The sequence below is a fragment of the Pseudomonas graminis genome (assembly GCF_013201545.1).
Lineage (GTDB): Bacteria > Pseudomonadota > Gammaproteobacteria > Pseudomonadales > Pseudomonadaceae > Aquipseudomonas.
Genome location: NZ_CP053746.1, coordinates 1,934,790 through 1,947,010, shown reverse-complemented (window position 1 = coordinate 1,947,010; position 12,221 = coordinate 1,934,790). Strand labels below are relative to the sequence as shown.

Below are 12,221 nucleotides of genomic sequence, written 5' to 3'. Positions count from 1 at the left end.
TTAACAGCCGCAGGGAACAGTTGTAGGAGCAGGCTTGCCCGCGAATGCGTCAGATCAGAAACCCCGTGTCGCTGATCCAACGCATTTGCAGGCAAGCCCCCTTGAAATGAGCGATGCAACTCCACTTTCTTGATCACCGGAACCCTTGATGCAACCCGAGCAGTTCTCCTCCGCCGTTCTCGACTGGTACGACCGCCACGGCCGTCACGATCTTCCCTGGCAACACGACATCACCCCCTACCGTGTGTGGGTGTCGGAAATCATGCTGCAGCAAACCCAGGTCAGCACGGTGCTTGGCTATTTCGATAAATTCATGGACTCGCTGCCCACCGTGCAGGCGTTGGCCGAAGCGCCGGAAGATGAGGTCCTGCATCTGTGGACCGGGCTGGGTTATTACACCCGCGCGCGCAACCTGCAGAAAGCCGCGAAAATCGTGGTGGCCGAGCACGGCGGTGAATTCCCCCGCGACGTGGAAAAGCTCGTCGAGCTGCCCGGTATCGGCCTCTCCACGGCGGGCGCGATTGCCAGCATCAGCATGGGCCTGCGCGCGCCGATCCTCGACGGCAACGTCAAGCGCGTGCTCGCCCGCTTCACCGCCCAGGAAGGCTATCCGGGTGAGCCCAAGGTGGCGAAGCAGATGTGGGCCACGGCAGAGCGCTACACGCCGCACAGCCGGGTCAATCACTACACCCAGGCGATGATGGATCTGGGCGCCACACTTTGCACCCGGACCAAACCCAGCTGCCTGCTCTGCCCCCTGGAACGTGGGTGCGAAGCGCACATGCTCGGTCAAGAGACCCGCTATCCAATACCGAAACCGCGCAAGGTCGTGCCGCAAAAACGTACCTTGATGCCCATCTTCGCCAACCACGAAGGCGCGATTCTGCTGTATCGCCGCCCTTCGACCGGGCTTTGGGGCGGGCTGTGGAGCTTGCCGGAACTGGACGACTTCAACGACATGCAGCATCTGGCCAACCAGCACGCCCTTGAATTGGGCGAGCATCAAGCCCTGCCGGGCCTGATCCACACGTTCAGCCACTTTCAGCTGACCATCGAGCCCTGGCTGGTCCGGGTCCGCGCGTCCACCCATCACGTGGCCGAGGACGACTGGCTCTGGTATAACCTCGCCACCCCGCCGCGCCTGGGCCTTGCCGCCCCGGTGAAGAAACTGCTGAAAAACGCAGCCGACGTACTGAATGCAGGAGAGTCCTCATGACCCGCACCGTGATGTGCCGCAAATACAAAGAAGAATTGCCTGGCCTGGACCGTCCGCCGTATCCGGGCGCCAAAGGTGAAGACATCTACAACAACGTCTCGCTGAAAGCCTGGGGCGACTGGCAGAAACACCAGACGCTGCTGATCAACGAGCGCCGCCTGAACATGATGAATGCCGAAGATCGCAAATTCCTGCAGACCGAGATGGACAAATACCTGTCCGGCGAGGAATACGCCAAGGCCGACGGCTACGTTCCCCCTGCCGAATAACCCATCGGAGACAGTGTCGTCGTAAGCGGAGGAAATAATTCAGATTTTTTTCGACACCATGCTTGACGACCTCCTGAAAAACACGTTTAATGCGCCCCGTTGCCCAGATAGCTCAGTCGGTAGAGCAGGGGATTGAAAATCCCCGTGTCGGCGGTTCGATTCCGTCTCTGGGCACCACCTTTCGTTTTCAGGTGATGCCAAGCACAGCTGAAAGCACACAAGAAGCCCGCCTCGTGCGGGCTTTTTGCTTTTCACGGTTCCCCACCGCTTCTTTGTAAGCCCGGATAGATGTGAATGGATTCGTAAGCTCAGAGCCGTATATGTGTGAAGACGCCCAGCTGGTGGCCGACGTCTCCGACAAACGCGCGTGTGTCGTCGCTTAAATCACTCGATTGGAGGTGTTGGAGCAGATCGCCGGGCTATCAATCATGCTTATTTTTCTTGTGTCCATGTCGCTTACCGTGAGATCGGTTGTTGCCGCCGTCATCTGCCAAGTTGCTACCCACTGCGCCTCCGGCAGCGCCGCCTAAGCCGGCACCTATGGTTGACCCTGTTGAGCCACCCAACTGGTTACCAATGACAGACCCACCCGCTGATCCCAGCCCCCCGCCGATAGCCGCTTCGGTCTTGCTTCCTCTTTTGGCGCCTAAAGCTCCGCCAGCGGCTCCGCCGACACCCGCACCAACCGCCGCGCCGGTGCTTCCACCCATTTGCTGTCCAATGACATTCCCAAGCGCGCCGCCTATGCCTCCGCCCACTGCGGATGTTCCATCCCCAGCCGCCAGCGCGCATTGAGCGCCAAGCATGCCTAAAAGTAGTACCGGTACAGTTATTCGCATGGATTCAATCTCAAGTGAGTGAAGTAGCCTCTCGGAGATGCATCGAGCAGGACTAAAACAAAGGTGCTGGACTGGGCTAGGAAGATTCAACTCAGAGTATGTCCAGCGGGATGCTCATACCCACACATCGGCTGCCATGGATAAATCTTGATGAGCTAGAACTACTGGCGGGTGGCCAGCGCCGGGATGGACAGCCACAAGGGATTCCTATTCGCCACGCACCGGTTTTTTACAATTTTCCCCTGAGCGCTCGCCCAAGATCAGTTGAACGAGACTCTGAGCAACCTCAGAATGCATTTTTTGAGCAACCACGGACACGGGAGGTGTGCATGAAGACTATCGAAACGTCCAGCCGCCTCATTGGAGTCGGCGTATACACGCCTTCAGAAGCAGCCCTCTACACGGGTATTGCCGCCAAAGACATCCGCCGATGGCTCTTCGGATACAAGGTAGATGGTGTGGATCACTCTGGCCTGTGGCTACCTGAGCTAGGCGTCAACGACGAGAAGCTGCTTGGCTTCCACGACCTGCTTGAGATCAGATTTGTCCATGCCTTCCGAAAACATGCCGTAAGCCTTCAAGCTATTCGCGCAGCATCCAGGCAAGCCAAGGAAATTTTTAACCTGCACTATCCGTTCACCTGCAGAAGATTCCAGACTGACGGCAGGAGCATATTCGCCACCGTGTTTGATGAGACCGGCGATGAGGCGATCCTGGATCTGGCGAAACGTCAGTACGCATTCAGGCAAGTCATCGCGCCTGCACTGTATGAAGGCATTGACTATACGGGTGAGGGAAAGGCGCAGCGTTGGTATCCGGTCAAGCGCAGCAAGGCAATTGTGCTCGACCCGCACCGTAACTTTGGAAAACCGGTGCTCTCCTCCACTGGTGTCGATACCGCGTCGATTTATCAGGCTTACCTGGCTGAAGGCCAGGATGCAAAACGTGTGTCTGTGATTTTCGAAATTCCGACCGCGGCAGTGGACGCTGCGGTGACCTACGAGCACAGGATTGCTGCTTGAATTTTCTGATCGATAACAATCTTCCACCGTCCATTGCCAGAGCCTTGCACGAGCTTTGCAGCGGCGAAGGCCATGTCGTCGTCTCGCTCAGGGACAGGTTCCCAGCGGACACAAGTGACATCCACTGGATTACCGACCTCACTGCCGAAGGCGGGTGGGCCGTGGTGTCGCAAGACAAGTTCTCCAAGGGAAACGCCGAGCGGCAGGCCTTCAGAGAGTGCGGACTCCCGGTTTTCTGTCTCGCGAGGCAATGGGGTCAAACGACCCACTGGAGTAAGGCCGAAAATCTTGTCCGATGGTGGCCTGCCATCATTCGGCAGGCAGAACTAAGTATCCGGCGGTGCAGCATTCAAGGTGGCCTGGAAATTTTCAGCGCCGGGGAATTTTGAGCAATTGAAAATGTAACCCCGCATCAGACCTACCCCTTGCAACTCCGTCTCCGGGCACCATAAATACCGAAAAACCCCTGCATCGAAATATTCAGGGGTTTTTATTGGGCGTGATTTATTAACATTGCAGGCTTGAGCCGACTAGAGGACTTCGTGATGGCATCTGTCAGCAAGCAACAGAAACGAGCCAAGCGCGCCAAGACCAAAGCCAAAGAGCAGCGGGTCGCTCGCCAGCACCCGCAGACGCCCAGCCCGATCGTCCCGGATTACTTCATGCCTGATTTCTTCTCGGACGACGAAACATCGCTGCTCGACGACGATACCCTGCTCAAGAATTTCGTAGAGCCCGACATCCTCGAAACAATGGACGAGGAAGAGCGGGAGGCGATGGCGGCGATGATCAGGGGCGAGGACATCGGGATGTCGATCACTGAGGACGAAATGCTATTGGCGGAGGTCTATCAGTCCCCTGCGCCAGAGCCGTCTCAGGAGCAGCGACTCGCGCATTACGAAGTGCTCAAGTTTGCCGAGCAGAAAGGGTTCCTGGATTTGCTCGATGCCTTTGCCAAAGGTCCGATAGCCGCACACGCCTTCTACGACTTCGATTTCGACGACTACCTCGACGTTCTGGTGAACACGCTGGGCGCCTACATGATGTGGGCCCACGGACTGGATAAGGCGACCGTCAGGGCGCGCATCCACGACGATGATTTCTATGAGGCGTTCCGCGCCATTCTCAGCGAGATCGAGATGGAATCCACGATGGAGATGCTGGGGATCGACCGCAACAAGCACGACGAACCGGCTCAAGACTGAATACAATACGCGCCCGATGATCCTGGGCCATGCGAATGGCTGCACCGCACAAGGAACCGCCGTCATGGCCTCCCCCGACAAACAGCAAAAACGCGCCCAGCGTGCAAAGGCCAAGGCCAAGCAGAACCGCTCCGGCAAGGCCCGGCCGAGCGTCATTCACCCGGTGCTCAACCACGCTTTCGTCAACGAGCCATTCGATGACGTAGAAATCGACCTGAGCACGTTCGATTTCAAAGACATCGAAGAGAACGGTTTCGACCCGGCGGACTTCCACGACCTGTTCGAAGCAATGAAGCAGGCAGAATCGATAAGCCTGCTGGCGCTGTGCGTAGTCTTCCTGCAATACCCGGTGCTGGAGCTGGTGATCGCCGAAGAAGACGAAGAGCCGGCAACCGACTTCATGATGGGCCTGCTGATCACCTACCGCGGGCTCTTCCACGAGGAAGATGAAGACGCGTCCATTGAATGGATCGGCAGCGATGCCTTCCAGACTGCCTACAACGAAGCGTCCGTGATCCTGCAGAAAAAGAACGCGAAAGGTGCAGGCGGGCGTTCTTAAAACGTTTTTTGATTTACATGACCCCGGTCAAAACGGTAGCTTTGCGCCATTACGAGAATGCAACTCCTTCTCAACTAAAGGCTGGCCGTTTTGACACTTCCAAACACTCCTTCGCCTGAACCCATACCAGGCGAAACGAGCGCTTACTCCCGAACCCGAATTGTCCTGCATTGGTTGTCTGCTGCCGTCATCCTGTGGGCGACGTTTAGCGGCTTCGGCGTGGCATTGCTGGATCAGAACGACCCGTTTCGGCTGTGGGTTGAGTCGTTCAACCCCCAACTGACCAGTCTGTTTATTCCGTTCTTCGCGTGGCGGTTGTGGCTGGCGATCAGAGCCCCTGGGCGGCACTCCGCTAAAAACGTCCAGGCGCGACTGGCGAGCGCTGCGCACAAGGCGATCTACGGGACGGTGGCGGGCGTGCTGATTACTGGGGTGCTGATGATGAGCCATCCGGTCATGCTGCTGGCGCTGGTGCCGCTGCCACAGCTCATTCACTCAAAGATCGCGCTGCTGGAGCTGCATCAGCTGCACCACGTCCTGTGCGCGGTGTTGGCCGGGTTGGTGGCGCTGCATCTGGCGGCGGTGGTACTGCATCAAGTGCGTGGGAAATCGGTGCTGGCCAGGATGAGCTAAGGGACGGCAACGCTCATCGAATATCTGCCGGCGATTACAGATAGCTCAGAGCTTGATTTGAGATAACTTTTCATAGACCCTCATTAGGGCCTCCTAAATCAGGGCGTCTTGCGCCTAACTTTATAGATAACGAAATTCGCTCTTCGAGATAGTTTTCCATGCCTAATTTCTTTCACTACGATCTTAAGCTGCTGAATCCCACGTTCGATTCAGAGCTGGTGGACGTGCTGAGCGAGCTGGAACACCTGCGTAAGCTGCGACTGGAGGGCGACACTCCTGCCCCAGTGTTTTTTCAGCTGAAATCCATTTTCCATACCCTCGAGAGCTTAGGATCGGCGCGTATCGAAGGCAATCACACAACCCTTGCCGACTACATCGACAGCAAAGTCGGGGGCAAAACCGACGACACCGACCAGCTACGTGAAGTCGCCAATATCGAAAAAGCGATGGATTACATTGAGGAGCGGGTGACTCACGGCAGTCCGCTCACTGAGCATTTCATTCGCGAATTGCATGCGATGACCGTCCTCGATCTGGATCGTGAAGGAGACAAGACGCCAGGTGCGTACCGTCAAAGCCAAGTGCGAATATCTCAGTCTGATCACCTACCGCCCGACGCGATTCTGATTTCGGGCTACATGCAGGAACTGGTCGAGTTCGTTAACAACGCAGACTCACCAAAATATGACCTCATGAAGGTTGCCTTGGCACATCATCGGTTCGGATGGATTCACCCCTTTGGCAACGGCAACGGTCGGGTAGTCCGGCTCATTACTTATGCGCTGCTGATGAAATACGGCTTCAACGTAAGCACCGGGGGGCGCGTGCTAAATCCCACGGCTGTGTTTTGCAACAACCGTGAACGCTATTACGCAATGTTGAGCACGGCAGATTCTGGAACCAGCCAAGGGCTAGAAATGTGGTGCACCTACGTATTGCAGGGGGTTCGTGACGAGCTGAATAAGGTGGACTTACTCACTCGTTATGAATATCTCACTCGCAATATCTTAACCCCAGCCATTGCGTTCGCTCGCCAACGGCGATGGATCACAGAAACAGAAGAGCTGGTACTGGCGCTAGCCATCAAAGCGAGGCTGGTGAAATCTGCAGATCTATCAAGTGCAGTCCCGGACTTGAATAGCGCTCAACGTACGTACCTCATCAAAAAGCTGGTTGCTCAGGGGATGCTCTTACCCATCAATGAAGGCGCAAGGCAATACACCATTGGTTTTTCCAATAATTACTTGATACGGGGTGTCATCAAGGCGCTACGGGAACAAGGATTTATTCCTGCTCCTTTGGAAAATCCATAAAAAAAACCGCCATCATCCCTGATAGCGGCTTCTCGACAGCGGTCGGTCACAACCGACTCACTTCCCCATCAATTCAAAACAACTTTCCCTGCCTTCCCCGCCTTGCGACGGCTTGAAACGATCAGGCCTGCTGCCACGACCATCAGGCTCAGCAGCCCGGTGGCGATGATTTCCATACGGTGGCCTTCCTGGAACAGCATGATGGTCAGCACGGCGACGATGAACACGATCACCGTCCAGGTCAGGCCGGGGAACAGCCACATGCGGAAGTCCACCGCCTGGCCTTCTGCTTCGCGCTTGCGGCGCATACGCAGCTGGGACACGGCGATCACCAGGTACACCAACAGCGCGATGGCGCCCGAGCTTGCCAGCAGGAAGTCGAACACCGCTGCGGGTGCGACGTAGTTGGCGAACACGGCGGCAAACGCGGCACCGGTCGACAGCAGCACCGCCCAATAAGGCGTGCCGGCTTTGGTGGTGCGCTGGGAAACAGCAGGCGCGTCGCCACGTTTGCCGAGGGAAAACAGCATGCGTGAAGCCGTGTACAGCGCCGAGTTCAGGCAACTGGTCACGGCGACCAGCACGACGATGTCGACAATCAGCTTAGCGTTTGGAATGCCCATCAGGTCGAGCACGGTCTGGTACGAACCCACGTCAGCCAAGCGGCTGTCGTTCCACGGCACCAGCGCGACGACTAGGAAGATCGACAGCAGGTAGAACAGGCAGATCCGCCAGATCACCGAGTTGGTGGCCTTGGTGATTTGCTGGCCAGGATTCTTCGATTCCGCCGCCGCGATGGTGACGATCTCCGTTCCCATGAACGAGAACATGGTGGTCAGCATCGCTGCCAGCACTGCACCCATGCCGTTAGGCAGGAAACCCTGGGTGTCATACAGGTGACTGACGCCGCTGACTTGGCTGTTCGGCAGCAGACCCAACACCGCCGCAATGCCCAGCACCACAAAGCCGATGATCGCGAGCACTTTGATCAGTGCGAACCAGAACTCGAACTCTCCGTAGTTCTTCACGCTGAACAGGTTGGTCGCGGTCAGCAGCAGAGTGATCACCAGTGTGAACGCCCAGATCGCCACGTTCGGGAACCATGCGTGCAGAATCGTCGCGGCAGCGTTGGCTTCCAGCGGAATGACCAGCACCCAGAACCACCAGTACAACCAACCGATGGTGAAGCCGGCCCAGTGCCCGATCGCGCGGTCGGCGTAGGTCGAAAAAGAACCGGTGTCAGGCGAAGCGACAGCCATTTCCGCCAGCATCCGCATCACCAGCACCACCAGTGTGCCTGCGGCGCCGTACGCCAGAAGCACGGCCGGCCCCGCTTCGGCGATCGCGTGGCCGGAGCCGACGAAGAGGCCGGCGCCGATGACGCCGGCGATAGAGAGCATCGTGATGTGCCGCGGTTTGAGCCCTTGTTCAAGGTTTGAAGCGTTGGGTGTACTGCTCATGGAACCAACCTTAGAAGGATTTTGTACGGATCAGGACGTGTAGCGGCTCTTCGTAAAGAGAACACAACAGCTCTGTTATTTATTTTTTACGCAAGAATTACGCCAAGATGTTTCAAATACGACGTCGCAGCGGGATACGCCCACTCCAGACGATTTCCGCAAGTCCATGAATGCAATAGCAATTCGCCACTCATGTAGGAAACGTTACTTGGAGCAACAGGAGGGTGACGATTAGCCGCACCGAAAATACACACTCAGGACCAAATGGCACCAAATAAGCGCACAAGAACAGCCGCCAATCGCCTGCATGGCCGAAACACCCTTCCCCACGGCGGGTAAAGCTGGCACCATCGCGCCCTTTTTGCGCAACGGCATTCAACGCCAGCGCTCATCAAGCTCATCCTTATGAAGCTCGCGCCGCACGACTGTGCGACCGCCAGGTTGTGTCCAGCTGGGCCAACCCGATGAGCCCACCGAACACACGAGGACTGAACATGGCCGAGGCCACGCCCGCCCTGGAGATCCGCAATCTGCACAAACGCTACGGCCAACTCGACGTGCTCAAGGGCATCTCGCTGAGTGCGCGCGATGGCGACGTGATTTCGATTCTGGGTTCCTCTGGCTCAGGCAAGTCGACGCTGCTGCGCTGCATCAATTTGCTGGAGAACCCCCATCAAGGGCAGATTCTCATTGCCGGGGAAGAGCTCAAGCTCAAAGCCACCCGCAAAGGTGAACTGATCGCCGCCGACAACCGTCAGATCAACCGCCTGCGCAGCGAGATCGGTTTTGTCTTTCAGAATTTCAATCTCTGGCCGCACATGACCGTCCTCGATAACATCACCGAGGCGCCGCGCCGCGTGCTGGGGCAAAGCAAAGCCGAGGCCACTGAAGTCGCCGAAGCGCTGTTGGCCAAAGTGGGGATCGCCGACAAGCGTCATGCCTATCCGGCGCAGTTGTCGGGCGGCCAGCAACAACGTGCCGCCATTGCGCGCACGCTCGCGATGCAGCCCAGGGTCATTCTGTTCGATGAACCTACCTCTGCCCTCGATCCCGAGATGGTGCAGGAAGTACTTAGCGTTATTCGTGGCCTGGCCGAAGAAGGCCGGACCATGCTGATGGTGACCCACGAAATGAATTTCGCCCGGCAGGTGTCCAGCGAAGTGGTTTTCCTGCACCAAGGGCTGGTAGAAGAACAAGGATCGCCAGACCAAGTCTTCGATGACCCGCGGTCGGCGCGCTGCAAACAATTCATGTCCAGCAATCGCTAACGGAGCAACATCGATGCAGACCCTGAGAACTATTCTGTTGGCCGCTGCCGCCACCCTCGCCATGGCCTCCAGCGCCTTTGCTGCCGAGACCCTGAAAATGGGCATCGAGGGCGCCTATCCCCCGTTCAACAACAAGGACGCCAGCGGTCAGGTTGTGGGCTTCGACGTGGAAATCGGCAACGCCCTGTGCGCCAAGATGAAAGTGACCTGTGAAACCGTCACCTCCGATTGGGACGGCATCATTCCAGCGCTCAACGCGGAGAAGTTCGACTTCCTGATCTCGTCGATGTCGATCACCGACGAACGCAAGCAGGCCGTGGATTTCACTATTCCGTACTACTCCAACAAGCTGCAGTTCGTCGCGCCAAAAACCACCAACCTCAGCGGCGACCTGGCCGCCATCAAGGAAACGCTGAAGGGCAAGACCATCGGCGCACAGCGTGCGACGCTTTCCGGCTCGTGGCTGGAAGACAACTGGGGCGACGACGTGACCGTCAAGCTGTACGACTCCCAGGAAAACGCCTTTCTCGACCTGGCCTCGGGCCGCCTCGACGCACTGCTCGGCGACAAATACGCCAGCTATGAGTGGCTGAAAGGCAAGGAAGGCCAGAGCTTCGAGTTCAAAGGCGACGCGCTTCCTGTTGACGACAAGATCGGCATCGCGGTGCGCAAAGGCGACCCGCTGCGCGACAAGCTGAGCGAAGCACTGAAAGAAATCATCGCCGACGGCACCTACAAGAAGATCAACGACAAGTACTTCCCGTTCAGCATCCTCTGACCTGCCTGACCCGCGCTGTTGCCTGCCTTTACAGGCAGCAGCGCCTGCCCTCTAGACAAACAACGCCATGAACTTCGATCTCTATGGATTCGGCCCGGCCCTGGCCGCCGGCATGCTGATGACACTTCAACTTGCGCTGTCGGCCCTCTGCCTGGGATTGGTCCTCGGCCTGCTCGGGGCGCTGGCGAAGACTTCGCCGAATCGGGCCTTGCAGTGGCTGGGTGGCACCTACTCCACGCTGGTGCGCGGCATCCCTGAATTGCTATGGGTATTGCTGATCTACTTCGGCACGGTCAGCTCGATGCGGGCGATCGGCAAGCTGTTCGATATTCCCAATCTGTCGCTGAGTGCGTTCGCGGCTGGCGTCATTGCCCTGGGCCTGTGCTTCGGCGCGTACGCAACCGAGGTGTTTCGCGGCGCCATGCTCTCGATCCCCAAAGGCCACCGCGAGGCCGGGCTGGCGCTGGGCATGTCGCGCTCGCGCATCTTCTTCAAGCTGGTGATGCCGCAGATGTGGCGCATCGCGCTGCCGGGGCTGGGCAACCTGTTCATGATCCTGATGAAGGACACCGCGCTGGTGTCGGTCATCGGCCTTGAGGAGGTCATGCGTCACGCGCAGATCGCCGTCACGTCCACCAAGCAGCCTTTTACCTTCTATATGGTCGCGGCGCTGATGTACCTGTGCATGACCGCGCTGTCGATGATCGGCCTGGCATGGCTGGAGAAGCGCGCTTCTGTGGGCTTTGCAAGGAGCGCGTCATGAGTTGGGAGTTCGTCCTCAAATGGCTACCGAAACTGCTGCATGGCGCCACCGTGACGCTGGAATTGGTAGCCGTCGCAGTGATCGCGGGCCTCATTCTCGCCATACCGCTGGGCATCGCCCGCGCCTCGCGTAACGCGTACGTGCGGGCGCTGCCCTACGCTTACATCTTCTTTTTCCGTGGCACGCCGCTGCTGGTGCAGCTGTTTCTGGTCTATTACGGCCTGGCGCAGTTCGACGTCGTCACTAAAGGTCCGCTGTGGCCTTACCTGCGTGATCCGTTCTTCTGCGCAGCGCTGACCATGACCCTGCACACCACCGCCTACATCGCCGAAATCTTGCGCGGCGCCATTCAGGCGGTGCCGCCAGGCGAGATCGAAGCGGCTCGCGCACTGGGCATGTCCAGAGGCAAAGCGCTGCTGTACATCATCCTGCCCCGTGCCGCACGCATCGGTCTGCCCGCCTACAGCAACGAAGTCATTCTGATGCTCAAGGCCAGCGCACTGGCGAGCACCGTGACCCTGCTCGACATCACCGGCATGGCCCGCACCATCAACGCGCGGACCTACATGCCGGAGCAGACCTTCCTTATCGCCGGGTTGATCTATCTGGTGATGTCGTTCGTGCTGGTGCAAGGCTTCAAGCTGTTGGAGCGGTACTTGCGGGTGGACGCCAGCCAAGGGCGGTGAAGATTGCCGCGCGCTAGCAGGCGCGCCTCTCTTCGTCCAAACACCGAGGGGGGCGCATCAAACACGGTACTCGTGGCAGATCGCCTGTCGCACAGCAAGTACCGAACCTGTGGGAGCGAGCTTGCTCGCGAAAGCGGCATTTCAGCCGCCAAAGATCGCTATGCCTGATAAACGCGCCCAGGCACTGATTCACCGTATCCTGCAACGCAC

Annotated in this window: 14 protein-coding genes, 1 tRNA gene and 1 pseudogene; 13 read left to right on the top strand and 3 right to left on the bottom strand. The window is 58.0% G+C overall.

What is annotated here, in order from left to right:
- Nucleotides 1-54: 54 nt before the first annotated feature.
- Nucleotides 55-150, bottom strand: coding sequence for a hypothetical protein (locus tag FX982_RS24665; protein ID WP_172613010.1), 96 nt, complete (start codon nucleotides 148-150; stop codon nucleotides 55-57).
- On the opposite strand from FX982_RS24665, the gene mutY reads away from it, so the two are divergent.
- The 3 genes from mutY (at nucleotide 149) to FX982_RS08895 (ending at nucleotide 1,662) form a co-directional block, all read left to right on the top strand.
- Complete coding sequence (gene mutY, locus FX982_RS08905; protein WP_172610378.1) at nucleotides 149-1,216, top strand: A/G-specific adenine glycosylase; 1,068 nt, start codon at nucleotides 149-151, stop codon at nucleotides 1,214-1,216. The two genes, FX982_RS24665 and mutY, sit on opposite strands and share 2 nt — an antisense overlap.
- Complete coding sequence (locus tag FX982_RS08900) at nucleotides 1,213-1,485, top strand: oxidative damage protection protein (protein ID WP_122622902.1); 273 nt, start codon at nucleotides 1,213-1,215, stop codon at nucleotides 1,483-1,485. The genes mutY and FX982_RS08900 overlap by 4 nt, the downstream gene beginning before the upstream one ends.
- Before the next feature lie 101 nt (nucleotides 1,486-1,586).
- A tRNA-Phe gene (locus FX982_RS08895) sits at nucleotides 1,587-1,662 on the top strand.
- Nucleotides 1,663-1,907: 245 nt separating this feature from the next.
- Here the strand turns inward: FX982_RS08895 and FX982_RS24520 are convergent.
- Nucleotides 1,908-2,324, bottom strand: coding sequence for a glycine zipper domain-containing protein (locus tag FX982_RS24520; RefSeq protein WP_254074884.1), 417 nt, complete (start codon nucleotides 2,322-2,324; stop codon nucleotides 1,908-1,910).
- A gap of 329 nt (nucleotides 2,325-2,653) precedes the next feature.
- Here FX982_RS24520 and FX982_RS08890 point away from each other — a divergent pair, with 329 nt between their 5' ends.
- From FX982_RS08890 to FX982_RS08865, 6 genes and pseudogenes are all read left to right on the top strand, one after another.
- On the top strand, nucleotides 2,654-3,346 hold the full coding sequence (locus tag FX982_RS08890) for a DUF433 domain-containing protein (protein ID WP_172610377.1): 693 nt from the start codon (nucleotides 2,654-2,656) through the stop codon (nucleotides 3,344-3,346).
- Nucleotides 3,343-3,751, top strand: a pseudogene (locus FX982_RS08885) (hypothetical protein). Before FX982_RS08890 ends, FX982_RS08885 begins: the two are co-directional and overlap by 4 nt.
- Before the next feature lie 140 nt (nucleotides 3,752-3,891).
- Nucleotides 3,892-4,551 (top strand): hypothetical protein, encoded by a 660-nt coding sequence (locus tag FX982_RS08880; protein ID WP_172610376.1) that lies wholly within the window; start codon nucleotides 3,892-3,894, stop codon nucleotides 4,549-4,551.
- Nucleotides 4,552-4,615: 64 nt separating this feature from the next.
- Entirely contained in the window at nucleotides 4,616-5,110 is a 495-nt protein-coding gene (locus FX982_RS08875; RefSeq protein WP_172610375.1) for a hypothetical protein, read from the top strand.
- A 174-nt stretch (nucleotides 5,111-5,284) separates the two neighbouring features.
- Nucleotides 5,285-5,743 carry a cytochrome b/b6 domain-containing protein gene (locus tag FX982_RS08870; protein ID WP_241043491.1) on the top strand — a complete coding sequence of 153 codons (459 nt, stop codon included), beginning with the start codon at nucleotides 5,285-5,287 and terminating at the stop codon, nucleotides 5,741-5,743.
- 158 nt (nucleotides 5,744-5,901) lie between these two features.
- Complete coding sequence (locus FX982_RS08865) at nucleotides 5,902-7,056, top strand: Fic family protein (RefSeq protein ID WP_172610374.1); 1,155 nt, start codon at nucleotides 5,902-5,904, stop codon at nucleotides 7,054-7,056.
- Between the two features lie 68 nt (nucleotides 7,057-7,124).
- Here the strand turns inward: FX982_RS08865 and gabP are convergent, their stop codons facing one another.
- On the bottom strand, nucleotides 7,125-8,516 hold the full coding sequence (gene gabP / locus FX982_RS08860; protein WP_172610373.1) for a GABA permease: 1,392 nt from the start codon (nucleotides 8,514-8,516) through the stop codon (nucleotides 7,125-7,127).
- A 494-nt stretch (nucleotides 8,517-9,010) separates the two neighbouring features.
- Here gabP and FX982_RS08855 point away from each other — a divergent pair, with 494 nt between their 5' ends.
- From FX982_RS08855 to FX982_RS08840, 4 genes are all read left to right on the top strand, one after another.
- Nucleotides 9,011-9,784: an ABC transporter ATP-binding protein gene (locus tag FX982_RS08855; protein ID WP_172610372.1), complete on the top strand. Its 774-nt coding sequence runs from the start codon at nucleotides 9,011-9,013 to the stop codon at nucleotides 9,782-9,784.
- A gap of 13 nt (nucleotides 9,785-9,797) precedes the next feature.
- Nucleotides 9,798-10,562, top strand: coding sequence for an ABC transporter substrate-binding protein (locus FX982_RS08850; RefSeq protein ID WP_172610371.1), 765 nt, complete (start codon nucleotides 9,798-9,800; stop codon nucleotides 10,560-10,562).
- A gap of 67 nt (nucleotides 10,563-10,629) precedes the next feature.
- A complete protein-coding gene (locus FX982_RS08845; protein ID WP_065987400.1) occupies nucleotides 10,630-11,325 on the top strand; it encodes an ABC transporter permease in 696 nt (231 codons plus the stop codon).
- Entirely contained in the window at nucleotides 11,322-12,011 is a 690-nt protein-coding gene (locus FX982_RS08840) for an ABC transporter permease (protein WP_133773605.1), read from the top strand. Before FX982_RS08845 ends, FX982_RS08840 begins: the two co-directional genes overlap by 4 nt.
- Nucleotides 12,012-12,221 lie beyond the last annotated feature (210 nt).

Coding starts and splice junctions, on each gene's coding strand:
- mutY (WP_172610378.1), top strand. CDS start 149: ATGCAACCCGAGCAGTTCTCCTCCGCCGTTCTCGACTGGTACGACCGC.
- FX982_RS08900 (WP_122622902.1), top strand. CDS start 1,213: ATGACCCGCACCGTGATGTGCCGCAAATACAAAGAAGAATTGCCTGGC.
- FX982_RS24520 (WP_254074884.1), bottom strand. CDS start 2,324: ATGCGAATAACTGTACCGGTACTACTTTTAGGCATGCTTGGCGCTCAA.
- FX982_RS08890 (WP_172610377.1), top strand. CDS start 2,654: ATGAAGACTATCGAAACGTCCAGCCGCCTCATTGGAGTCGGCGTATAC.
- FX982_RS08880 (WP_172610376.1), top strand. CDS start 3,892: ATGGCATCTGTCAGCAAGCAACAGAAACGAGCCAAGCGCGCCAAGACC.
- FX982_RS08875 (WP_172610375.1), top strand. CDS start 4,616: ATGGCCTCCCCCGACAAACAGCAAAAACGCGCCCAGCGTGCAAAGGCC.
- FX982_RS08865 (WP_172610374.1), top strand. CDS start 5,902: ATGCCTAATTTCTTTCACTACGATCTTAAGCTGCTGAATCCCACGTTC.
- gabP (WP_172610373.1), bottom strand. CDS start 8,516: ATGAGCAGTACACCCAACGCTTCAAACCTTGAACAAGGGCTCAAACCG.
- FX982_RS08855 (WP_172610372.1), top strand. CDS start 9,011: ATGGCCGAGGCCACGCCCGCCCTGGAGATCCGCAATCTGCACAAACGC.
- FX982_RS08850 (WP_172610371.1), top strand. CDS start 9,798: ATGCAGACCCTGAGAACTATTCTGTTGGCCGCTGCCGCCACCCTCGCC.
- FX982_RS08845 (WP_065987400.1), top strand. CDS start 10,630: ATGAACTTCGATCTCTATGGATTCGGCCCGGCCCTGGCCGCCGGCATG.
- FX982_RS08840 (WP_133773605.1), top strand. CDS start 11,322: ATGAGTTGGGAGTTCGTCCTCAAATGGCTACCGAAACTGCTGCATGGC.